A 22916-nucleotide genomic window follows, 5' to 3' on the forward strand; every position below is an offset into this window, starting at 1 on the left:
TGGTGAGGCGTATATAGTCGGCACCCGTCCAAAGTGTCAACAACCATTTCCGTCTTTTTTACGGAGAACTGTTACCCTTCTCGTGTCTCAGAATCGGGGTGCACTACACCATGTCTTAGGTACGATTTGTTACCTATGTCTCCGGGCTGGACAACTTCCGGTAGACCGGCTGGATCGCCAAGATCCGAAGGTTCTCACCATGAAAATTTGAACCGCACGGGACCAGGAGCTCACCTGTCCCCATGCGGCGGAGCCGTCTCCGGCGTGGGAGCTTATATGGGAACAAAACAGGAAAATTCAAGGATCATGGCTGGAACCATTCGGCCCGGCTGTTAGTTCCATCAGCGAAGAACGGGACCGCCGAGCGAGCGTCGCAGCGCGACAGGCCTGAGGCCCTCAATAAGTCCTTCAGACCAATATCGGTCGGCGACCGCAGAGCGCTGGTGCCGTTCTGGGCGCAAACAGGGAGATTCACCATGAAAGTCGCTGAGATAATGACCCCCAACGTCCATCTCGCCAGTCCTGACGAGTCACTGCAGAAAATCGCGAAACGAATGGCGGTTGACGATGTCGGATTCCTCCCCGTCGGAGAAAACGACCGACTCGTCGGAACGATCACCGACCGTGACATCGTCGTGCGTGCGGTCGCCGAAGGCAAGGACGGCCACGCGACGGTCCGCGACGTGATGACCAAGGATGTCAAATACTGCTTCGAGGACGAAGATATCGAGCACGTCGTCCAGAACATGGGTGATATCCAGGTCAGGCGGTTGCCCGTCCTCAACCGCGACAAGCGCCTGGTGGGCGTGGTCTCGCTCGCGGATGCGGCGCTGAAGGAAGATCCGGCAACCGTCGGTATCGCGATGTCCGGCGTGGTCGTACCCGGCGGCGCACACGCGACGTAAGCGTGTTGCCCGGCAGGCGAGATCGGACTGAGTTCAGCGGCCCGCATTAGCGCTGTCGCGCCTCAAAGCGACGGCTCGACCGGGCCCTAAATCAGACCTTCCTGTCATATTGCCCGGGAGCGTCGATGACCCTCCCGGCTGCACCAGTATCTTGCACGTTTCCCGCTTGCGCTCTTGGCCGTAACTCAGAGCTACGGTTGGGCGATGTCAGTTCGGTGCCACCGCGGTATCGCCCAGCACCACACCCTTGGCAGCCTGTTCGATGACGTCGGCTACAGCCTGTGGCTGCGTAAGGAACACCACATGGCTGCCCTTGACCTCGGTCGTGACCGCTCCAATACGATCGGCGGTGCTCCGAAGCAGTTCGGGCGCAATAGCGCCGTCCTCAGTCGCGACAACGTACCAACTTGGCTTGGTCTTCCACGCCGCCGTCGTCACCTTGGCCTCAAGTGCCTTCATAGCGATCGGCACCTGGGAGTCGCGCAGGAATGCGGCGTCGGCATTGTCGGTGTCCCCAGCAAAGCCGGCCTTAAACGTCTCAGTTTTCAGGAATGCGAAGCCATCGGGCTGCACGTCAGGCTGAAAGTTCGGCGGCGGAGGAACCTCGGCATATTGGTCCAGCGTGGATTGACCGACCTCCGGCGCGAAGGCGGCGACATAGACGAGGCCCGCGACATTGGCAGCGTTGCCGGCTTCTGTAATTACCGTGCCGCCGTAGGAATGACCGACGAGAATGGCTGGCCCATCCTGCCGGGCGAGCACGCGACGCGTTGCGGCTACATCGTCTTCGAACGACGTGAGCGGGTTCTGGACGATCGAGACTTTATAGCCACGACTTGTCAGTTGGTCGTAGACGCCCCGCCATCCAGTTCCGTCGGCAAATGCGCCGTGGACGAGAACGATGTTGCGGAGCGGCGCGCTCTGTGCGTCGGCAGCAGTTGCCGAAAGCGTCAGCGCACCGACGGCGATCGCTCGGGATTCGATCATGGTAATTCTCCAGTTGGATTTTGCTGTTGATAGGACAATCATGATCTACCCCAAGGATGTGGCTTGATTATCGAGCGGATTCGGACATCAGTGTCTCAAAATGAGAGACAATCCGAATTTGCTGGAGGACCCATATGCTGCGCGACTTCAGCGATACGGTCGCTTTCGTAAAGGTGGTGCAGGAAGGGAGTTTCACAGCGGCTGCGCGCGTGCTCAAGGTGCCGAAGACACGGGTCAGCCGAAAGGTGCAGGAGCTGGAATCCAGACTGCGGACACAACTGCTGAATCGGACAACGCGCAGCCTGAAGCTGACTGAAGCGGGAGCGGTATATTTCCAGCACTGCGAGCGAGTCGTGAAGAATCTGGAGGATGCGGAGAACGCAGTGGCGGAGTTGCAGCAACATCCGCGCGGGTGGCTTCGGATTACAGCCTCGTACTGGCTGGCAACTCGCGTCCTCGCTCCGCTGCTCACCGAGTTTCGCCGCTTCTATCCAGAGGTGTTCCCGCAATTGCTTCTTGGGCACGAGGTCGTCGACCTCGTCGCCAAGGACATAGACATCGCTTTCCGGCTCCAGGAAGGCACCCTGCCCGATTCCACGCTCACGGCTCGGCGGCTCGGCGCATTGCCGATGGGTATCTATGGAGCCCCGACCTACCTGGAACGTGCGGGGACGCCGCAGCATCCATCGGAGCTGACGGAACATGCCTGTCTGTTGACAGAGTTCTATTTCAATCGTCCGGCTGTAGAATGGCCCCTGTCGAGCGGCGGCGAGCGGTCCCAGTTCAAAGTACGAGCAGTGGCCGTCGCCAGCGATCCAGAGGCTCTTCACGGGTTCCTGCTGGAGGGAGTTGGCCTGTTCATGACCAACCATGTGCGCGTCAAGTCGGACGTTGCGGCTGGAAGACTGGTTCGTGTCCTACCCGAGTGGGCAGGGACCCGAACCGACCCTCTATGCGATCCGGCCAGGAGGCGGCGTTCAGCCGCCCAAGGTTAAAGCATTCTTGGACTTCCTCATTCCGCGGCTCGACTTGAAGAGGATTGACAGCAAAGGGAGCCACATCTGAAGCCGTCCGATCCAGTTTGACTCAAGCGTAGCCCTACCAACGTTACGCCGATTTAATGTGCAAGCGAGCGGGAGAATTGCCATAAAGCTTTGATATCGACGAGTCATCCTGCGTGTCGGAGTGTGCCGTCGCGTCTACTTCACCTTGGGAACCGTAGGCGGTATATTTGCCAACCGGAGCGCCGATGGCCACCTGGAAACAGATCGTATTTGCACTTGTGATCCTCGTCGCGGCTGCGGCCGCCTGGGTTCGCTTTTTTCCAGGCGCGCCGGATGTGCTGGCGCGCTGGGGCATCGACTGGGCTTATGCTGCAACGCCACCAACGGGCGCCGTCGATAACGCCGGGCAAGCAGGCAGCCGCAACGCCGCCGGCCAGCGGGTGACTATCGTTGCATTGCCGGCGTCCGCCGCCATCATCAACGATCGCCTGCAGGCGATCGGCACCGGCCGCGCCAACGCCTCGGTGACGGTCAATCCCTACAGTTCCGGCCGCCTCGTAGAATTCCTGGTCGAGTCCGGCGCGCATGTCGAAAAGGGGCAGGTGATCGCCACCCTCGATTCCGACACCGAGGTGATCGCACAGGACCGCGCCAAAGTTGCTTTGCAGGACGCGCAGGCCAAGCTCGTCCGGGTCAAATCGCTGCGGGCTTCCAACGCTGCGACAGCGGTCGCCGTTGCCGATGCCGAAGTGGTGCTGGCCAATGCCAAGCTGGCGCTTCGCGATGCGGAACTGGCCTTGCAGCGCCGCTCGATCGTCGCACCAATCGCCGGTGTCGTCGGCATCCTGCCGATTGCCGCCGGCAACTATGTGACCAGCCAGTCGGCGGTCGCCACCCTCGACGACCGCTCCAGCATACTGGTCGAATTCTGGGTGCCGGAGCGCTTCGCCGCCGCCGTCAAGATCGGCGCGCAATTGTCGGCGACGCCGATTGCCAATCCCAACAAAGCCTATACCGGTACGGTTTCCGCTATCGACAACCACATCGATGAAGCCAGCCGTACCCTCCTGGTCAAGGCAAAGATCGCCAACCCGGCCGATTCGCTGCGTGCCGGCATGTCCTTCCAGATCTCCATGAAATTCCCCGGCGACAGCTATCCGGCGGTCAGTCCGCTGGCGATCCAGTGGGGTTCGGACGGCGCCTATATCTGGGCCATCGTGGACGGCAAGGCCAAGCGGGTGGCCGTGCGCATCATCCAGCGCAACAGCGAGACCGTGCTGATCGACGCCCCGATCGTCAGCGGCGACATGGTGGTGACCGAAGGCACCCAGAGCGTCAGCGAAGGCGGCGAGGTCCGCATCGCCGGCGAAGAACAGCGCGCCGCGGACGCCGACGGCTGATGACCGCAACCAACAACGCCGCCGGCGACACAGGTTTCACCGCGCTGTTCATCCGCAGGCCGGTGATGGCCTTGGTCTTGAACACGCTGATCGCGGTCGCCGGCCTTGCTGCCTTCTACGGTGTCGAGGTCCGCGAACTGCCTGATGTCGATCGCGCCGTCGTCACCGTTAACACGACCTTTGAAGGCGCTGCGGCCGAGACCGTCGACCGCGAATTGACCGACGTGATTGAGGGCGCGGTCGCCCGCGTCTCCGGTGTGAAGTCGATCTCGTCCACCTCGTCCTTCGGCACGAGCCGCGTCACCATCGAATTCAACGACGGCGTCGACCTCGACGTCGCCGCCTCCGATGTGCGCGATGGCGTTGGCCGCGTCGTCGACCAGATGCCTGACACGGCGGATGCGCCGCGCATTGTCAAGGCCGACGCCAATTCCGAGCCGGTGATGCGGCTGGCTGTCACCTCCGACACCATGTCGGTGCAGGACATGACGGTGCTAGTCCAGGACCAGATCGAGGACGAGCTTGCCGCCGTGCCCGGCGTTGCCGACGTCCAGGTCTATGGCGACCGCGACAAGATCTTCCGCATCGATGTCGACCAGAACAAACTTGCCAGCCTGGGCTTCACCGTCGCCGACCTGAGGACAGCGCTGGCTTCGGTCGCTTTCGATTCGCCAGCCGGTTCGATCACCACGACCAACCAGGACCTGATCGTGCGTCCGACGGCGGACGTGACCACGCCGGAGGAGTTCGAAAACATCATCATCGGCGGCACGACCCGCATCCGCGACGTCGCCACCGTCACGCTCGGCCCCGACATCGGCCAGACCACATTGCGTTCGAACGGCAAGACCGGCATCGGTCTCGGCATCATCCGCCAGGCGGAATCGAACACGCTGGATATTTCGACCGGCGTCAGGGCCGCGGTCGCCACGCTGCAGGCGGATCTGCCCCAGGGCATGTCGATCAAGGTCACCAGCGACGATGCGGTCTTCGTCAACGGCGCGGTGCATGAAGTCGAAATCGCACTCGGCCTGTCCGTCTCCATCGTGCTGATCGTCATCTACGTGTTTCTCCTCGACTGGCGCGCGACGCTCATTCCGGGGCTTGCGATGCCGGTCGCCATGATCGGGACGATCGCCGCCATCTATCTCGCCGGCTTCTCGGTCAACATATTGACGCTGCTCGCCCTGGTGCTGGCGACGGGCCTGGTCGTCGATGACGCCATCGTCGTTTTGGAAAATATCGTGCGACGACGCAACGAAGGCATGGGGCCACGCGCCGCGGCCGTGCTTGGCGCCCAGGAAGTGTTCTTCGCCGTCATCGCCACGACGCTGACGCTGGTCGCCGTGTTCGTGCCGATCTCCTTCCTGCCCGGCCAGACCGGCGGCCTGTTTCGCGAATTCGGCTTCGTCCTCGCAATATCGGTGCTTCTGTCCGCCGTCGTGGCGCTGACCTTTTGTCCGATGCTTGCCTCGCGCATGCTGTCGGTCGCGCCGCTTCATCACGAAGGCGGCAGCGGCATCGGCGCCCGCATCGGCGGCGCGCTGAACAGGCTCTACCGGCGCTGCCTGCGCACCTGCCTCGATGCGCCGTGGATCGTGCTCCTGGTCGCGCTGCTGTTTGGAGCCACCGCCTTCACGCTGTTCGGCACGATTCGCCAGGAACTGACGCCGACCGAGGATCGTGCCGTCGTGCTCATGCGCGTCGACGCGCCGCAAGGCGTCAGCCTCGACTACACGACGCAGCAGATGCAGAAGATCGAAAAACTGATCCAGCCGCTGCGCGATTCCGGCGAAATCCGCAACACCTTCGAGAGCGCCGGCCGGAACGGCGCCTACAACGCCGGCTTCATGGTGATGACGCTGGCGCCATGGGACGAGCGCGACCGCAGCCAGCAGCAGATCATGGCCGACATCAGCCGGCTCACCCGGCAGGTGCCGAGCGTGCGCGTCTTTCCGATACAGCCCAACAGCCTCGGTATTCGCGGCGCCGGCAACGGCCTGCAGTTCGCGCTGGTCGGCAACAACCGTGCGGCGCTCGGCGACGCTGCGGTAAAGATCATCGCCGAGATGCAGAAGGATCCCCGCTTCCAGTCGCCGCGGCTCTCCGTCGACCCGACGCAACCCCAACTTTCCGTCGCCATCGACCGCGAGCGCGCTTCCGACCTCGGCATCGACATTACCGGGCTTGCCGATACCTCCCAGGCCATGCTCGACGGCAATGATGTCGTCGACGTCTATATCGCCGACCGCAGCTACGGGGTGAAGCTCGTCTCGACGACCAACCCGATCAACGATCCGACCGATTTGGAGAACATCTTCCTGAAGACGGCCGACGGCCGCTTCGTGCCGATGTCGACCATCGCCACTTTGACCGAGCGCGCCGTGCCGCCCTCGCTGACCCGCGAGCAGCAGCAGCCGTCGGTGGCGATCACCTCCAACCTCAGCGGCGATTTCGCACTCGGCCAGGCGCTGACCCGCGCCGAGGCAATCGCCACACCGCTTCTGCCGCCGGGCAGCCGCATCGTTCCGTTGGCCGAGGCGGCGACGCTGGGTGAGACCAACAGCGCCATGATCACCATCTTCGGCTTCTCGCTGGTCATCATTCTTTTGGTGCTCGCCGCACAGTTCGAGAGCTTCGTCAGCGCGGTCATCATCATGGCGACGGTGCCGCTCGGTCTTGCCTGCGCGATCTTTGCCCTTTTGCTCAGCGGCACCAGCCTCAACGCCTACAGCCAGATCGGCCTGGTGCTGCTGGTCGGCGTGATGGCCAAGAATGGCATTCTGATCGTCGAGTTCGCCAATCAGTTGCGCGACCGCGGGCTCGGCGTGCGCGAGGCGATCGAGCAGGCCTCCACCATCCGGCTGCGGCCGGTGGTGATGACGATGATCTGCACCGTGCTCGGCGGTGTGCCGCTGGTGCTGGCGAGCGGCGCCGGCGCCGAGGCGCGCATCGCGCTCGGCTGGGTGATCGTCGGCGGCCTGGGTTTGGCCACCGTGTCGACGCTGTTCCTGACGCCGGTCGCCTATCTCCTGCTCGGCCGCTTCGTCACGCCGAAGGTGGAAGAGGCATCGCGGCTGAAGCGCGAGCTCGAGGAAGCCGCCTACACCAATGTCGACCCGGCGGAGTAGGTTCGGGTCAGGCAGCCTTCAACATCGCGGCGGGAAGGTGTTCTCGGGCATCCAGCACCTCCATGCCGACGATGTGACCCTCAGCATCATAGTCGAGGACTATGCCTGCGGAAACTTCCTCGCTTTCCTGAATCGCTTCCGAGGAAAAACGGATGTAGGCAGCATTAGCTTCCGGGTCATATTCGAGTTTGAGTGTCATTTCGGCCTTCTCGCCCCGCGATCGAAGTAGACAGACAGTATACGGATTTCCTCAGGCGTTACCACACAGACGATGCGCAGGATGCGATTGCCATTTTCGGGCACCCGCTTGTACAGACGTATCACCGAGGTGTCTTTCACATCCGCCGCTTGCCAATCCGGTTCCCACACAGCTCGTTCGATCCAGCGTTTGTCGAGCGAACGTTCACGAATGACTGTCTCGGCATGGTTGGTGTACAGCAGCGGGCGTTTCGCAATCATTCCGCAGCCATATCCCGATCAACACCGTGCCGCCGGGCCCGGCCAGTCAGCCAACACGCGCCCCATCGCCTCGGTTTAGGCACTTTACCCGTGGCAAGGAATGATCGTACTTCGGGAAGCCTTGTCAACGCGAGCCATTTCGTCTGGACAAGGGGGCAGGAGCGAGGGAATTATCCTGAGGAAATTGCAATGAGCTATCTGGACGAGCTGTTTTCGGTGGCCGGCAAGACCGCGCTGGTGACCGGGGCTGCGACCGGCATCGGCCGCATGGCTGCAACCGCTTTGGTCAGGGCCGGCGCAACCGTGATGATCGCCTCGCGCAAGGGCGAGGATTGCATCAGGGTTGCCGGCGAACTGAACGGCCTCGGCGGCTCCGGCCGGGCCGAAGGCTTTGCCGGCGATGTCTCCAGCGAAGCTGGCATCGCAGCGCTGGTCGATGAGGTCAAGGCGCGGACCGAGCGGCTGAACATCCTGGTCAACAATGCCGGCGTTTCCTGGGGCGCGCCGCTGGAAAGCTTCCCCTACCATGGCTGGGCCAAGGTGTTCGGCGTCAACGTCACCGCCGTCTTCCATCTGACGCGCGAGCTTCTGCCGCTGCTCGACGCCGCCGCCAGCGATGCCGATCCGGCCCGGGTGATCAATCTGGGTTCGGTGATGGGCACGCAGCCATTGGCCGACGACGCCTACTCCTACTCCGCCTCGAAGGCTGCTGTTCACCATCTGACGCGCACCTTGGCGGTCGAGTTCGCCGCCCGCCGCATCACCGTCAACGCGTTCGCCCCCGGTCCCTTCCAGAGCCGGATGACCGCCTTCGCCACCGCGACCGAGGACCAGGCCAAGCATATCGGTGGCCACGTTCCGATCGGCCGCATCGGCGCGCCGGATGACATTGCCGGCGCAACGCTCTATTTGTGCAGCCGTGCCGGCAGCTATGTCACCGGCGCCATCCTGCCGATCGATGGCGGGCAGTCGGTGCAGCATGGGCTGACACTGTTCAAGGAATGAAGCCGCTCCGGACGGTTGAAATGGAGGACATCAGCGTGGAACCGATCAGTCTCGATGTGCTTCTGGCCAGCGTCGGCAAGGAGGTCGGCGTGTCGCCGTGGCGGGTGGTCTCGCAGCGCATGATCGACCAGTTCGCCGATGCCACCGACGACCACCAGTTCATCCATTGCGACCCGGAGCGCGCCAAGCGCGAGACGCCGTTCGGCGGCACCATCGCGCATGGTTTTCTGTCGCTTTCGCTTTTATCGGCGATGACCTTCGAGACCATGCCGCCGCTCGAAAACAGCAAGATGGGCGTCAACCATGGTTTTGATTCGCTGCGCTTCCTGGCGCCGGTGAAGACCGGCGCGCGCATCCGCACCCGTTTCGTGCTGGCCGACGTCAAGGTCAGGCCGTCGGGCTGGGTGCAGACCGCGCATGACGTGACGATCGAGATCGAGGGCTCGAAAAAGCCGGCGCTGACCGCGCGCTGGCTGACGCTGACATTGATCGAACGCCAGCCAGAAGCGGCTTGAACGGCTCAACGAGCCTTGGCAGAGATGATCTCAAAGTGCCGGCCGTCCTGCATGCACGGCGCGGTATCCCCAATCGCAGTGCTGCGACGCCGATTTGCCAATGCTTGATTTGGCAGCCTTGTCCGATTCCGTACAGCGTATATAGTTTAGCCAGCCACTAACAGAAGGCAGGCGAAAATTGCCGCTTAGTGCCCAGACACGCCGCGAGAAACAAAAGGCCGAACTGCGCTCCGAACTTGTCGACGCCGCGCACAAGCTCGTCCAGGAAGAAGGCTATGAAGGCCTCACCATCCGGAAGCTGGCCAAGCGTGTCGGCTATGCGCCGATGTCAGTCTATTCCTATTTTGCCGACAAGCAGGACATTCTGTTCGCGCTGGCCGAGGATGCGTTCGAGACTCTGGCAAAGCGTATCGAGGATCACCCGGCCGACGATCCGATCGAGGCGCTGCAGGTGGTGATGACCGAGTACGCGGCTTTCGGCCTTGGCAACCCCAATGAGTATCGCACAGTGTTCATGACCGAAAAGGTCAAGCCTCCGGAAGGCAGGACCTTCGCCGAGATGCAGGAGGGCAACCCGTTGATGAAAGTGCTGATCAATAGGGTCGAGGCCTGCGTTGCCGCCGGCAGGCTGAAGGGCGATCCGCGCGCCATCGCCACCATGCTATGGGCGGTCGGTCACGGCACGATCTCGCTGCTGATTACCTTTCCTTTCTATCCGTTCGGCGACCAGCAGGCTTTCGTCAAGCGGATGTGCGACTTCACGCTTGCCGCGCTGGCCACCCAGGACGTGCCGCCGCTGACCGACACGCCGGTCAACTGCTGCTGAAGGGTTCCTTCGGTTTCGGGTACCTGAAGATCGTGTACGGCACGGGTGAACGGCGCCGCGTGCGCAACTCGTCGCGTGCTGGCGCGATGCGATTCCCAACATTCAAATAAAATTGTTCGTACATGTACGACTTCTGACTTGAACCCCGCGATGGTCGGACGTATATGTACGTCGTATCGTACATGTACGGAAAAGAATCAGCGGTTGAACCGGAGACAAACAATGAAAAAGCCGATCTTCGCCCTCGTGGCCGTCCTGGCATTCTCGGGCGCGGCCTTCGCCGGCGAGAGCCAGCCCGGCAAGCAAGCTGCGGCCTGCGCCGACACCAACATCGAGCTCGATTGCAGCGCGACCGGATCGGTCGAAAAGTCAGGCTCAGCCACTCGCAATGGCTCGACTGAAAACAAGGACCCGCGGCTCGGCATCGACATCAATCCGTGGATCGTGCCCAGCACGTTCTGAGGTTCAAAACAAATGGGCGGTAGGAAACCTGACCGCCCGTTTTCGTGGCCATTTCAGCCCGGCTCCGCCGGAGCCCGATGGAAGTTATTTCCTGCGCTTCTTCCTTCCGGCCACGATCTTGGCCTTGCCGGGCCTTGCGGGCGCGCCGGAAATAGAAGTGCCGGTGATCGACACCGGATCGCTGGCCGGAAACGTATCCTCGAGCCCTTCCTCGAGTTCCTCTTCAATGTTTGGTTCTTGGTGCTGCTCGTGTTCGAACGAGCGCACAGCCGGCGTCTTCTGGACCGGTGGATTCGGCGCGGATTTCGACGGCATCGACATTCTCCCTCGGCTGCTCCGGCAACAGCCGAGCGCAGCGAGTATTCCTAAGCCGCTGCGTCGCCTGCCGCCTCCGACAGGAAAGTAAAGACATAATCGGAAAAGGAACGCCAGCATTCAACGCGGAACGCGTCGGTCGCGGTGCGCAGCAGCACGATTTCGACCTTGCCCAGAATGGTGCGCGACGCCGCGCCGACCGGAAAGGCGTCGAGCGACAGATCCTGCGGGCAGCCTGAATTGATCGTCGCCGCCGCTGCCGGGCCGGTGACCGATATGGCGACGTTGCGATGCGAGATGCCGACCGCAGAATGCAGCACTGTCACCTCGGCGCAGTCGGCGAGCGGGTCTCTTCCCACCTCATCGATGACCAGCCATTCGTCTGGCCCAACCCACAACGCCGTACGCCCGGCCTTCGCCGCCGAGGTTTTGGGCTTTCGCGGCAGGGTCACGCCGAGCGTCTTCGAAAGCGGCGCGACCGAGGCGTCCGGCGCGCGCAGCGAAATGCGCTCCGCCGGTGGCAACACAGCAAGTGCGACGCCGGTTGCGGAAAGCTCCTGACCGGCGGAAGCCGGCCGGCGTTCGACCGACGGCGCAGCGGCTGCAGATTTCTTCGCGGCAGCCTTAGCCATTGAGGCGCTCCCCCTTCTCGTCGAAGAACACCATGCCGGTGACCTCCACCTCGATCGTCCCGTTGGGCATCGGCACGTAAAGCGTCTCACCCATCCGGTCGCGGCCGCCGGCAACCAGGGCCAGCGCGATCGAGCGACCGCAATTTTCCGACCAGTAGCTCGATGTGACATGGCCGATCATGGTCATCGGGATCGCCTGCTTCGGATCGCCGACGATCTGCGCGCCTTCTTCCAGCACCACCTTAGGGTCTTTGGTCTTCAGGCCGACCAGGTGCTTGCGGCCCTTGGCGACAAGATCCGGCCGCGCCATGCCACGAATGCCGACGAAATCGGTCTTCTTCTTGCCGACGGCCCAGTCGAGCCCGGCGTCGTTTGGCGTCACCGTGCCGTCGGTGTCCTGGCCGACGATGATGTAGCCCTTTTCCGCACGCAGCACGTGCATCGCCTCGGTGCCGTAGGCGCCGGCGCCATGCTTCTGGCCCTCGGCCCACAGCGCTTCCCAGACGGCCTGGCCGTAGTCGGCCGGCACGTTGACCTCGAAGCCGCGCTCGCCGGTGAACGACATGCGGAACAACCTTGTCGGCACGCCGCAAATCCTGCCCTCGCGCACCGACATATGCGGCAGCGCCCCGTCCGACATGTCGATGCCATCGACCAGCGGCGCGATGATCTCCCGGGACTTCGGTCCCTGCACGGCGATCACCGCCCATTGCTCAGTGATCGAGGTCAGCCAGACATTGAGATGCGGGAACTCGGTCTGGAGGTAATCCTCCATATGGTTCATGACGCGCGGCGCACCGCCCGTCGTCGTCGTCACATGGAAACGGTCCGGCGCCAGTCTTCCAACCACACCGTCGTCATAGATGAAACCGTCCTCGCGCAGCATGATGCCATAGCGGCAGCGGCCGGGCTCCAGTTTCTCCCACGGATTGGTGTAGAGCAGTTCCATGAATTTGGCCGCATCCGGCCCGACCACCTCGATCTTGCCCAGCGTCGAGGCGTCGAACAGGCCGGCCGTCTTGCGGACAGTGACACACTCACGATCGACGGCGGCGTGCATGTCCTCGCCCGCCTTCGGAAAATACCAGGCGCGCTTCCATTGGCCGACATCCTCGAACACCGCACCTTGAGCCTCGGCCCAGGGATGGATCGCCGTCTTGCGGGTCGGGTCGAAGAGCGGACCCCGCGCGTGCCCAACGATCGAACCGAAGGTGACCGGCGTATAGGGTGCCCGGAACGTCGTCAGCCCGACTTGCGGGATCGGCTTGCCCAGCGTCTCGGCGGCAATGGCCAGGCCATGCATATTCGAAGTTTTGCCCTGGTCGGTCGCCATGCCATTGGTGGTGAAGCGCTTGACATGCTCGATCGAGCGCATGCCCTCATGCACCGCCTGGCGGATGTCCTTGGCGGTGACGTCGTTCTGGAAATCGACAAAGGCCTTGACCGTCGTGTCCGGCCCGGCGCCAGGCGCCGCACCAAGCATGCCGCGCGACCAGCTTTCGCTGGCGTCGACCTTCGGCTTCGTACCCTTGGCGCCGGCATCCTTGACGCCCGCATCCTTGGCCGCCTTGGCGCCTGCCGCATAGGCCTCGTCAATCGTCGCCGACAGGCCGTCGGTGCCGTTGCAGGCGCCGACCGAGACGCAGTCCTGCGCATAGGTGCCAGGCACGAAGCGCTTGGTTTCGTCGTTGAAGGCAACCTTGCCGCGCGACTGCGAGAACAGATGCACAGACGGTGTCCAGCCGGCCGACATCAGGATCGCGTCGACCGGGATGGTGCGTTCGCCGCCGCCATTCTTCGGCTGCACCGTCATCGATGAGACGCGCAATTTGCCGGCGGCGCGGATCACCGCGCGGCCGAAATTGACCTCGATGCCGAGCGCCCTCGCCTCGTCGATCACCGACCCGGTCGGGTTGTCGCGCAGGTCGACTATCGCCGCCACGCCGACGCCCGCCTTCTTCAGGTCGATCGCCGCCGCATAGGCGGAATCATTGGCCGTATAGACGCCGACATTCCTGCCGACCGCGACGCCGTAATGGTTGAGATAGATGCGCGCCGCTGACGCCAGCATGATGCCGGGCCGGTCGTTGTCGGCAAACACCATGTGCCGCTCGATGGCGCCGGTCGCCAGCACCACGCGTTTGGCGCGAACCTGCCACAGCCGCTCGCGCGGCAGGTCGCGGCCGGGGTTCTGCAGATGATCGCTGACGCGCTCGACCAGCCCGACGAAATTCTGCGCGTAATAGCCGAAGGCCGTGGTGCGGGACAGCACGCGGACATTGTCCATCGCCTTGAGCTTGGCGACTGCACCTTGCGCCCAGGCAAAACCGTCCTGGCCGTCGATCCTGGCACCGCTCTCGAAATGCAGGCTGCCGCCGAAATCCGCCTGCTCGTCGGCAAGGAGCACGCGCACGCCGGTTTCGGCCGCGGCAAGTGCGGCGGCGATGCCGGCAGCACCACCGCCCAGCACCAGCACGTCGCAATGGGCAAAGCGCGCCGAATAATGGTCGGGATCCGGCTGGTCGGGGGCGACGCCGAGGCCGGCGGCGGCACGGATCTTGGGCTCGTAGAGATTTTTCCAGGCGGACTTCGGCCACATGAACGTCTTGTAGTAGAAGCCGGCCGATAGCAGCGGCGAGGCGATGTCGCCGACCGCACTGACGTCGAAGGAAAGCGACGGCCAGCGGTTCTGTGACTGTGCCGTCAGCCCGTCATAGAGCTCCTGCACGGTGGCGCGGACATTTGGTGTCTTCCTGGCGGAGTCGCGCTTGATCTCGACCAGCGCATTGGGCTCTTCCGCCCCAGCGGACAGGAAGCCGCGTGGTCGGTGGTATTTGAACGAGCGGCCGACCAGATGGACGCCGTTGGCGAGCAGCGCCGAGGCCAGCGTATCGCCCTCGACACCGGCATAGGACTGGCCGTCGAAGCTGAAGCGGGTCGTCTCTGCCTGCTTGAGGCGCCCGGCGCCTGGAATGCGGAACGCTGCGATCATTTGGCGGCTCCCGGCAGCTTCGCCGGCTTGGGTTCGCCGGCCTTGTAGGTCATCAGGAACCTGTCGCTGACGGTGTCGCGCACGGCATTGAAGAACCGCGCGCAGCCATGCATGTGCCGCCAGCGCTCATAGATGATGCCTTTGGGGTTCGAGCGGATGAAGAAGAACTTTTCGAAGTCGTCATCGCTCTCGCCGGCCATGTTAGCCGAACGCGCGATATGCGCCTCGCCGGCGTTGCGGAATTCGAGTTCCGGACGCTCTTCCTCGCAATAGGGGCAGCGGATGAGAAGCATGGTTGTTCCTACAATTCGCCGTGGCCGACGCGGGCGCCGGCCGGTTGATCGCAAAGCCTCTGGCCCATGGCGACAGCGGCCATCATCAGTGTGCCACCGCTGCCGCTGCCGCCTCGTCGATGAGGCGACCGGTGCGGAAGCGCTCGATGGTGAAGGGCGCGTTGATCGGATGCGGATCGTCCCTGGCGATGGTGTGGGCAAAGACATGGCCCGAGCCGGGCGTTGCCTTGAAGCCGCCGGTGCCCCAGCCGCAATTTACATAGAGGCCGGGCACCGGCGTCTTGGCCAGGATCGGCGAGCGGTCGGGCGTCACGTCGACGATGCCGCCCCACGAGCGCAGCATCTTCATGCGCGTGAACATCGGGAACATCTCGCAGATGGCGTCGAGCGTGTGCTGCAATATGTGCAGGCCGCCGGTCTGCGAATAGGAGATATACTGGTCGGTGCCGGCGCCGATGACCAGTTCGCCCTTGTCGGACTGCGAGATATAGGCGTGCACCGTGTTCGACATCACCACGCAGGGGAAGACCGGCTTGACCGGCTCCGACACCAGCGCCTGCAGCGGATAGCTTTCCAGCGGCATGCGCACGCCGGCCATGTTCATGATGACGGACGAATGCCCGGCGGCAACGACGCCGACCTTCTTGGCGCCGATGAAGCCGCGCGTCGTCTCGACGCCGGTGACCGCGCCATTCGGCGCCCGCTTGACGCCGGTGACTTCGCAATTCTGGATGATGTGGACGCCGCGCGCCGAGGCGCCGCGCGCATAGCCCCAGGCTACCGCATCGTGCCGCGCGGTGCCGCCGCGACGCTGCAGGGTGGCGCCCATCACCGGATAGCGGGCATCGCGCGAAATGTTGAGCGGCGGGCAGAACTCCCTGGCGGCTTCCGGCGTCAGCCATTCATTGTCGATGCCGTTCAGCCGGTTGGCATGGACGTGGCGTTTCAAAACCTGGATGTCGTGCATATTGTGCGCCAGCATCATGACGCCGCGCGGCGAATACATGACGTTGTAGTTGAGCTCCTGGCTGAGCCCGTCCCACAGCTTCAGCGCATGGTCGTAAATTCCAGCGCTCTCGTCATAGAGGTAGTTGGAGCGGATGATGGTGGTGTTGCGGCCGGTGTTGCCACCGCCGAGCCAACCCTTTTCCAGCACCGCGACATTGGTGACGCCGTGCACCGTTGCCAGATAGTAGGCGGTGGCCAGGCCATGGCCGCCGGCGCCGACGATGATGACGTCGTACTCCTTCTTCGGCTCCGGCGAGGACCACTGTTCCTCCCAGCCCTTGTGGCCGCGCATGGCCTCGCGGGCGATGGCGAATACCGAATATTTCTTCAACGTTCCAGCCTCGCAGATAGCGGCCGGACATCCAATCGAGCCCCGGCGCGCGAGGTGTATCACTAGCGAAACCGCGCTGCCAGCCTTGCGCTGTTTGCGACGGCGCTTGCCGTTTTGCGCCATGGCCAAAAAGACCTGTCGAAGCAACGAACCGAACGACGCATCCGGACGCCTTCGCAGGTATCGGGTGGCTCGCACCGCCTCGACCTGCGATCAACATCCCGATTGCCGGCAAAGCTGGCGCGAAAGAAAAGGATGCAAAAATGCTCGCACTCGCCAACAAAGTCGCCATCGTCACCGGCGCCAGCTCTGGCATCGGCCGCGCCACGGCCAAGGTGTTTGCCGAGGCTGGCGCCAAGGTGGTCGTCGCTGCCCGCCGCCAGGCAGAGCTGGATGCACTCGTTGCCGAAATCGAAGACGCCGACGGCACCGCCATCGCTCTTGCCGGCGATGTCCGCGACGAAGCCTATGCGAAAGCCCTTGTCGAGCTGGCGGTCGAGAAATTCGGCGGGCTGGATATCGCCTTCAACAATGCCGGCTCGGTCGGCAAGATGGGTCCGATATCCGAGCTTTCGCTGGAGGGCTGGCGCGAGACGCTCGATACCAATCTCACCAGCGCCTTTCTCGGCGCGAAATACCAGGTGCCGGCGATGATCGATCGCGGCGGCGGATCGCTGATCTTCACCTCGACCTTCGTCGGCCATACCGTCGGCATGCCCGGCATGACCAGCTATGCCGCAAGCAAGGCAGGGCTGATCGGATTGACGCAGGTGCTTGCCGCCGAGTATGGCGCGAAAGGCGTGCGGGTCAACGCACTGCTGCCGGGCGGCACCGACACGCCTTCGGCAACGTTCAAGACACCTGAATCGCGAGCGTTCGTCGAAAACCTGCATGCCTTGAAGCGCGTTGCCGAGCCTGAAGAGATCGCCCGCTCGGCGCTCTATCTGGCGTCGGATGCATCGAGCTTCACCACCGGAACCGCGCTGTTTGCCGATGGCGGTGTCTCGATCAGCCGGACGTGAGGCGTTTCCCGCGTGGGCGAGCGAGCCGCAATCTCGCAAAAGCGGTCTTGCTTTCCAGCGCGATTTGGCGATTTCTTCGGACACTTTTGTTCGAAGACGGGCCTAAAACATGCTGCTGATCAGGACCTACATCGCCGCGAGCGCAATCGAGGGCGTCGGCGTGTTCGCCGCCGAGCCGATCAGGAAGGGAGCGTCGATCTGGCGGCTCGATCCGGATTTCGACCGGCTGATCCCGATGGAAAAATATAAGACGGCGCCGCCCCACCTCAGGGAATTACTCGACAGATATGCCTATCCAAGCCCGGACCGGCCCGGATTCATGGTCTATGAAGTCGACAACGGCCGCTTCATGAACCATTCCGAAAGGCCAAACACGGATTTTTCGCAGTATGGCGGGGCAACCGCGATCCGCGACATAGCGGCGGGCGAGGAGATAACCTGCGACTATGGCGAGTTCTTCGAGGATTTCGGGCGGCTTCATTTGGCCACGGCATAGAGGAAGCGCCTGTCCGCTTGCTCTGTTGCGAATGCTGACCATAAAACGGCCCGGGTCGACGACCGGCTCCAGGCCACGTTTCCAGCCCTAGTTCCGGTGAGAATGCGGCTCGTCGGTGTGGCGGCCGTCGTACTGCAGGTCCAGCTCCCGAATCGCCTCCTGGCCTTTCGTCGGATCGACAAGCCTGAGAAGCGCGTCGATCTTGGCCTCCATACGGTCGGTACTCTCCTTCGATTGCGGCGATCCGACGAAGAGCAGGAACGCCAGGCCACCGACCTGCCAGAGCAGCTGCAGGAATTCCGACTGCCAGTTCTCGAGCGTGTCGCGGCTCATCTCGATCAGATAGCCGCCGAACTCAGGCGGTTGGCCAAGCGCTCGCTGCTCGTCGAGATAGGCGAACCAGCCGAAAACCCAGTGGCCGACAAGCGAAATGATGAAGAAGCCGAGCGTGATCCAGGCGTAGCTGTAGGCGCGCCACACCGAAGGTCGTTTCACATTGCCCGCAGGCCTGCTGTCGTTACCGCTTGGCATTGTCGCTGTCCGACGCCGAGCGAGCCAGGAACTGCCCCGTAGTCGCGGGCAGCTTGTTTTTCAGCCACTCGGCCATCACCTCCTCTTCACGCAGATTTTGTTCGCAGGCCCGGGCGATCTCCGTTTCGCCGAGGGACTCGGCGGTTGCGATGAGGATCGTGTAGGAGGCAATCTCCATATGCTCGAAGGTGTAGCTCGCCAGTGAACCTTTCATCACCTCGTCGTCGGCGAAGACGCCGCTTAGGGATTGCGCCATCGCCAGCAGCTTGCCGCCGGCGTCCTTCAGCGCGGATGCATCTTCGCCCAATCTTTCGAGGCAGGTTCCGAGGCGCGCGGCATGTCCCTTCGTCTCATCGAGGTGCAGGCTAATGCGCTTACTGAGCTCGGGATAACTCTCCAGCCGGCTCAGCTGTCCGTTCAGCATGGTTTCGGCCTGCTCCTCCATCGCATGCGCGTCCTTGAGCCATTGGACGAGCCATTCACGGGTGCCTGACATCGGGCTTTCCCCTGTGCTTGTTTCGCCGCAACAACCATTGGGGAACGAGGTTGGTTCCTTCGTTGATAGAGCCGGGCGGAGCGTTCTGCCGAATTGGGGCAGCCAGAATTTATCGGTGGCGAAGAAAACGCCAACGATCGCTCATCGGTGCGGAGAGCCCCGAGCAGGCGAATCTACTACCAGAGGTCGTAATTCCTTGCTTTGTGACGGCAGTTATGCTATTGATCTGCCCACGGTGCTGATTTGCGCCGACGACCCGCCGCTGAGGCGGGTTTTTCGTTTCGGCAGTGGACAGAGCAGCATGATTCTGCTATCAGCCGCCACAATTCGTGGTGTAGACCGCCGCGGAGGCAAGCGACTATGGCCCCTTGCCTGTTGTTAACAAACCCGAAAGACAGGATTGCCCGTGCAGGTACTCGTTCGCGACAACAATGTTGATCAAGCGCTTCGCGCGCTCAAGAAAAAGATGCAGCGCGAAGGCATCTTCCGCGAAATGAAGATGCGCGGACATTATGAGAAGCCTTCGGAGAAGCGCGCCCGCGAAAAGGCGGAAGCCGTTCGCCGCGCCCGTAAGCTGGCCCGCAAGCGCGCCCAGCGCGAAGGCCTGCTGCCGATGACGCCGCGCCCGGTGGCGGCTGGTGCTGCTGGTGCAGGTGCTCCGCGTCCGCCGCGGTTCTGACGCCAATTTTTCGTCCTTTTCGAAGGATACCCAAGGTGGCGCGATGCGTAATCGCCGCCACCTTTTTGTTGAATTCGACCAGTTCGGAGAGGGCCGGTTCGGAGACGGCCGGTTCGGAGAGGGAACAGACCTGACGGCGCGGCGGGCAGTGAGGACAGAGCAGACATGAATGCAACAAGCGTGGAGCGCAGAACCGCAATGCGCGGCTTCGCCCTGACGGCAGCCCTGCTATTGGCGCTCGCCGGCTGCCAGACAGCCCCGACCGGCGAATTCACCAACATCGACAAGGCACAAGGGTCGGCCGAGAACATCTCCTCGCTGTCGGCCGTTATCCAGCGCAGTCCCCAGGATCCGGAAGGCTACAATGTGCGCGGCTCGGCCTATGGCCGCGGCGGCCAGTATCAGGCGGCGCTCAAGGACTTCAACACCGCCATCCAGCTCAATCCGAATTTCTACCAGGCCTATTCGAATCGCGCTCTCATCCAGCGCTTCCTCGGCGACCAGGCGGCCGCGCTTGCCGACTACAACCGCTCGATCCAGATCAATCCCGACTATGACGCCGCCTATATCGGCCGCGGCAATCTCTACCGCAAAGCCGGCCGCATCCAGGAAGCGTTCAACGATTTCCAGAAGGCGATCCAGCTCGACACGACAGATGCGCGCGCCTATCACAATCGCGGCCTGATCTATCAGAGCCAGGGCCAGCACGCTTTCGCCATCGAGGATTTCTCGACCGCCATCTCGCTGGCGCCGGACGCCGCCGAACCCTACAATGGCCGCGGCCTCTCCTACCTCGCCATGAACGATGAGGACAATGCCTTCGCCGACATCAACATGGCGATCAAGCTCGACGGCAAGAATGCCGAGGCCTGGTCCAACCAGGCGCTGATCTACGAGCGGCGCGGCGACAAGGCCAAGGCGGCAAAATCCTACCGCGAGGCGGTGCGCCTCAACCCCACCTACCAGCCGGCCAGGGACGGCCTGGCGCGCACCAGCACCGGCTGACCGACGGCGGCGTTTCGGCCTGATATGGCAGGCCTGCCGTTTGGCATGCCTTCGAAACCTTCAATGACTGTGCATTGACGCTCGCCTTGATCGCGCCAAGTTTTCGGCGGAACGCTCGGGGTGTTCAGCCGTTGTTCAAGGCAATTCGCGAAAAGGACCCCTCCCATGATCAAGAAACTCGCCTGTGCCGCCGCCCTCGCCGCCACGGTGCTTGCTGCCCCTGCCAGCGCGGGCAGGCTGGAGCTTGGCGTGCTCGACTGCACCATCGACGGCGGCACCGGCTACATCGTCACATCCAACAAAGGCGTGGCCTGCACCTTTCGCCCTCATCATGGCGGTCCCCCCGAAGCCTATACCGGGGTCATTTCCAAGCTCGGCGTCGACGTCGGCAGGACGTACCAGGGCGAATTGATATGGGCAGTTCTGGCGGCCACCCGCGATCGTAATTCCGGCGATCTTGCCGGCAGCTATTATGGCGTCAACGCCGAGGCCAGCCTGGTGACCGGTGGCGGCGCCAACCTTCTGGTCGGCGGACTGAACAGCGCCTTCTCGCTGCAGCCTCTCAACGTACAGGCGCAGACCGGTGTCAACCTGGCCGTCGCCGTCACCTCACTGGAGCTGATCCACTCGTTCAAATAAGCGCCATAGCGTGGCTCTGCGGCGCGGAACAGGATTGGACTGTTCCGCGCCGCATGATTTTTGGAAAACCGCCATGCCAACGATGATCATCGCTGACGCCATGATCGCCGCCGGCATCAACCTTCGATCACCCTGACTTCCCGCGTTCATCAGCATCTCAGCGCACCCGCAAAAAACCGCTTGAGCTCAACTGCGGTTGAGGTTCTACAACCCGTCCCCGAAGCGCCGCGTGCCCGTTGGAGACGAAGAGCGCTCCACCATTTTTGAATCGGCGTATAAGAAAGTTCGGAGGGCGGGGTGACCGAAACCAGCACAAACAGGGTCGATTGGCGCGCGCTGTGGGCGAGCGGCGATCTGGCGCGCTTTTGCTTCATCAGCCTCGGCATCCTGCTGCACGCCACCAACGAAACCATGGTGGCAACGGTGATGCCGGCCATGGTCGGCGAACTCGCCGGCGTTCAGCTGGTCGGCTGGTCGCTGGCGATCTACGAGCTCGGCGCCATCGTCGCCGGCGCCGCCGCCGGACGGCTGGTGAGCTATGTCGCGCTGCGCACCAACATGGTGGTCGCCGCCCTGCTCTATGCCGCCGGTGCCCTGGTCTGCGCCATCGCGCCCTCCATGCCGCTGTTCCTGACCGGCCGCCTGATCGAGGGGCTTGGCGGCGGCGCGCTGGTGTCGCTGGCCTTCGTCTCGGTCGAACGGCTGTTTCCACGCGCCATCTGGCCGCAGCTTTTCGGTGTCATGTCGGCGATCTGGGGCGTCGCCGCCTTCAGCGGGCCGGTGCTCGGTGCGTTGATGACCGAGTTGCTCTCCTGGCGTTGGGCTTTCGGTATCTTCACGGTCGGCGGCACGGCCATGGCGCTGGCGAGCTTCATCGTGCTCGACACGCCTGAGGCAACCAGGCCGCAGGCGATCACTGGAACGGCGCCGCCGTTCCCTTTTGCCGCGCTCGGCTGCCTGGCCGTCAGCGTCGTGCTGATCGCCACGGCCGGTGTCGACATTGCCCTGCTGCGCTCGTCCCTGCTGCTTACGCTCGGCCTGATCGGGCTTGCACTGTTCATCCGCATCGACGCGCTGAAGCCGGGCTCGCGGCTGTTTCCGTCGCGGCTGTTCTCCTGGCGCTCGCCGGTCGGCGCAGGCATGACCGTGGTCGCTGCCTTTTCGGTGGCGACCTGTTCCTTCGCCGTCTACGGTCCGCTGCTTCTGACCAGCCTGCACGGTATTCCGATCCTGACCACCGGCTATATCATCGCCGCCGAATCGATCGCCTGGTCGATCCTGTCGATCCTCGTCGCCAATGCGCCGCCGGAACGCGAGAGGCTGATCATCACCGGCGGCGCACTGATGATCGCGGCCGGCATCGCCGGTTTCGCCTACGCCGTGCCGGCAGGTTCGATTCCGCTGATCCTGTTTTGCGCTTTGCTGCAAGGCGGCGGCTTCGGCATTGCCTGGCCCTTCGTTACACGCGTGATCGTGGCATCGGCTAGGGACGGCGAACAAACGATCGCCTCCGCCGCCGTGCCGACGATGCAGCGCATCGGCTACGCGGTCGGTGCCGCGTTGACCGGCATCGTCGCCAACGCCAGCGGCTTTTCCGAAGGCCTCAACCGTGAGGCGGCCGCGAACGTCGCCACCTGGCTGTTCCTCGCCTTCGTGCCGCTCGGGATTCTGGGATGCCTTGCAGCCCTGAGGATCTCGGGGCCGCCAGCCCCACGGCCGGCGGAGCTGCCAATCTCCCCCCTCGTGGGGGAGATGCCCGGCAGGGCAGAGGGGGGCGCGAAGG

Annotated in this window: 24 protein-coding genes; 14 read left to right on the forward strand and 10 right to left on the reverse strand. The window is 63.3% G+C overall.

The features are described 5' to 3' along the window. The first annotated feature begins 476 nt into the window (after positions 1-476). Positions 477-905, forward strand: coding sequence for a CBS domain-containing protein (locus BQ8482_RS32290; protein WP_123151243.1), 429 nt, complete (start codon positions 477-479; stop codon positions 903-905). A gap of 207 nt (positions 906-1112) precedes the next feature. Here BQ8482_RS32290 and BQ8482_RS32295 read toward each other — a convergent pair whose 3' ends face one another. Further along, positions 1113-1892: an alpha/beta fold hydrolase gene (locus tag BQ8482_RS32295; RefSeq protein WP_123151244.1), complete on the reverse strand. Its 780-nt coding sequence runs from the start codon at positions 1890-1892 to the stop codon at positions 1113-1115. Between the two features lie 134 nt (positions 1893-2026). Here BQ8482_RS32295 and BQ8482_RS32300 point away from each other — a divergent pair, with 134 nt between their 5' ends. The 3 genes from BQ8482_RS32300 to BQ8482_RS32310 all read left to right on the forward strand — a co-directional run bounded on the left by BQ8482_RS32300 (position 2027) and on the right by BQ8482_RS32310 (position 7427). Next, a complete protein-coding gene (locus tag BQ8482_RS32300) occupies positions 2027-2887 on the forward strand; it encodes a LysR family transcriptional regulator (protein WP_244603084.1) in 861 nt (286 codons plus the stop codon). Positions 2888-3141: 254 nt separating this feature from the next. Next, positions 3142-4296 (forward strand): efflux RND transporter periplasmic adaptor subunit, encoded by a 1155-nt coding sequence (locus tag BQ8482_RS32305; RefSeq protein WP_123151245.1) that lies wholly within the window; start codon positions 3142-3144, stop codon positions 4294-4296. After that, entirely contained in the window at positions 4296-7427 is a 3132-nt protein-coding gene (locus tag BQ8482_RS32310; protein WP_123151246.1) for an efflux RND transporter permease subunit, read from the forward strand. Before BQ8482_RS32305 ends, BQ8482_RS32310 begins: the two co-directional genes overlap by 1 nt. 7 nt (positions 7428-7434) lie before the next feature. Here BQ8482_RS32310 and BQ8482_RS32315 read toward each other — a convergent pair whose 3' ends face one another. Together BQ8482_RS32315 and BQ8482_RS32320 are read right to left on the reverse strand one after the other, a co-directional pair. Further along, on the reverse strand, positions 7435-7626 hold the full coding sequence (locus tag BQ8482_RS32315) for a DUF2283 domain-containing protein (protein WP_123151247.1): 192 nt from the start codon (positions 7624-7626) through the stop codon (positions 7435-7437). Next, on the reverse strand, positions 7623-7886 hold the full coding sequence (locus tag BQ8482_RS32320; RefSeq protein WP_123151248.1) for a DUF4258 domain-containing protein: 264 nt from the start codon (positions 7884-7886) through the stop codon (positions 7623-7625). The genes BQ8482_RS32315 and BQ8482_RS32320 overlap by 4 nt, the downstream gene beginning before the upstream one ends. A 189-nt stretch (positions 7887-8075) precedes the next feature. Between BQ8482_RS32320 and BQ8482_RS32325 the strand changes: the two genes are divergently transcribed. From BQ8482_RS32325 to BQ8482_RS32340, 4 genes are all read left to right on the forward strand, one after another. Beyond that, positions 8076-8891 carry an SDR family oxidoreductase gene (locus tag BQ8482_RS32325; protein WP_123151249.1) on the forward strand — a complete coding sequence of 272 codons (816 nt, stop codon included), beginning with the start codon at positions 8076-8078 and terminating at the stop codon, positions 8889-8891. A gap of 20 nt (positions 8892-8911) precedes the next feature. Then, a complete protein-coding gene (locus BQ8482_RS32330) occupies positions 8912-9406 on the forward strand; it encodes a MaoC family dehydratase (RefSeq protein ID WP_029348059.1) in 495 nt (164 codons plus the stop codon). A 178-nt stretch (positions 9407-9584) separates the two neighbouring features. Further along, positions 9585-10232 (forward strand): TetR/AcrR family transcriptional regulator, encoded by a 648-nt coding sequence (locus BQ8482_RS32335; protein ID WP_123151250.1) that lies wholly within the window; start codon positions 9585-9587, stop codon positions 10230-10232. A 222-nt stretch (positions 10233-10454) separates the two neighbouring features. After that, complete coding sequence (locus BQ8482_RS32340; protein ID WP_123151251.1) at positions 10455-10694, forward strand: DUF680 domain-containing protein; 240 nt, start codon at positions 10455-10457, stop codon at positions 10692-10694. An 84-nt stretch (positions 10695-10778) separates the two neighbouring features. Here BQ8482_RS32340 and BQ8482_RS32345 read toward each other — a convergent pair whose 3' ends face one another. The 5 genes from BQ8482_RS32345 to BQ8482_RS32365 all read right to left on the reverse strand — a co-directional run bounded on the left by BQ8482_RS32345 (position 10779) and on the right by BQ8482_RS32365 (position 16265). Continuing rightward, positions 10779-11009, reverse strand: a complete 231-nt coding sequence (locus BQ8482_RS32345; protein WP_123151275.1) for a hypothetical protein — start codon at positions 11007-11009, stop codon at positions 10779-10781. A gap of 50 nt (positions 11010-11059) precedes the next feature. Beyond that, positions 11060-11641: a sarcosine oxidase subunit gamma gene (locus BQ8482_RS32350; protein WP_123151252.1), complete on the reverse strand. Its 582-nt coding sequence runs from the start codon at positions 11639-11641 to the stop codon at positions 11060-11062. Continuing rightward, entirely contained in the window at positions 11634-14633 is a 3000-nt protein-coding gene (locus BQ8482_RS32355) for a sarcosine oxidase subunit alpha (protein ID WP_123151253.1), read from the reverse strand. The genes BQ8482_RS32350 and BQ8482_RS32355 overlap by 8 nt, the downstream gene beginning before the upstream one ends. After that, the gene (locus BQ8482_RS32360; protein WP_123151254.1) at positions 14630-14926 is read right to left on the reverse strand and encodes a sarcosine oxidase subunit delta; all 297 of its coding nucleotides are present in this window, start codon (positions 14924-14926) and stop codon (positions 14630-14632) included. The genes BQ8482_RS32355 and BQ8482_RS32360 overlap by 4 nt, the downstream gene beginning before the upstream one ends. A gap of 85 nt (positions 14927-15011) precedes the next feature. Next, positions 15012-16265: a sarcosine oxidase subunit beta gene (locus tag BQ8482_RS32365; RefSeq protein WP_123151276.1), complete on the reverse strand. Its 1254-nt coding sequence runs from the start codon at positions 16263-16265 to the stop codon at positions 15012-15014. Positions 16266-16528: 263 nt separating this feature from the next. Between BQ8482_RS32365 and BQ8482_RS32370 the strand changes: the two genes are divergently transcribed. After that, a complete protein-coding gene (locus BQ8482_RS32370; protein ID WP_123151255.1) occupies positions 16529-17287 on the forward strand; it encodes an SDR family oxidoreductase in 759 nt (252 codons plus the stop codon). A gap of 109 nt (positions 17288-17396) precedes the next feature. Further along, a complete protein-coding gene (locus tag BQ8482_RS32375) occupies positions 17397-17783 on the forward strand; it encodes an SET domain-containing protein (protein ID WP_123151256.1) in 387 nt (128 codons plus the stop codon). Positions 17784-17870: 87 nt separating this feature from the next. On the opposite strand, the gene BQ8482_RS32380 is transcribed toward BQ8482_RS32375, so the two are convergent. Both BQ8482_RS32380 and BQ8482_RS32385 read right to left on the reverse strand, forming a co-directional pair. Next, complete coding sequence (locus BQ8482_RS32380) at positions 17871-18314, reverse strand: DUF6766 family protein (RefSeq protein WP_123151257.1); 444 nt, start codon at positions 18312-18314, stop codon at positions 17871-17873. After that, entirely contained in the window at positions 18301-18810 is a 510-nt protein-coding gene (locus tag BQ8482_RS32385) for a YciE/YciF ferroxidase family protein (protein WP_123151258.1), read from the reverse strand. The genes BQ8482_RS32380 and BQ8482_RS32385 overlap by 14 nt, the downstream gene beginning before the upstream one ends. A 406-nt stretch (positions 18811-19216) precedes the next feature. On the opposite strand from BQ8482_RS32385, the gene rpsU reads away from it, so the two are divergent. From rpsU to BQ8482_RS32405, 4 genes are all read left to right on the forward strand, one after another. Further along, the gene (gene rpsU, locus BQ8482_RS32390; RefSeq protein ID WP_023675331.1) at positions 19217-19489 is read left to right on the forward strand and encodes a 30S ribosomal protein S21; all 273 of its coding nucleotides are present in this window, start codon (positions 19217-19219) and stop codon (positions 19487-19489) included. 165 nt (positions 19490-19654) lie between these two features. Then, positions 19655-20494, forward strand: coding sequence for a tetratricopeptide repeat protein (locus BQ8482_RS32395; RefSeq protein WP_123151259.1), 840 nt, complete (start codon positions 19655-19657; stop codon positions 20492-20494). A 165-nt stretch (positions 20495-20659) separates the two neighbouring features. Then, the gene (locus tag BQ8482_RS32400; RefSeq protein ID WP_123151260.1) at positions 20660-21133 is read left to right on the forward strand and encodes a DUF992 domain-containing protein; all 474 of its coding nucleotides are present in this window, start codon (positions 20660-20662) and stop codon (positions 21131-21133) included. Positions 21134-21430: 297 nt separating this feature from the next. Continuing rightward, the coding region (locus BQ8482_RS32405; RefSeq protein WP_244603086.1) for an MFS transporter at positions 21431-22916 on the forward strand (1486 nt) is incomplete at its 3' end.

This window comes from Mesorhizobium delmotii, assembly GCF_900149755.1.
In the GTDB taxonomy this organism is placed as follows: Bacteria; Pseudomonadota; Alphaproteobacteria; order Rhizobiales; family Rhizobiaceae; genus Mesorhizobium; species Mesorhizobium delmotii.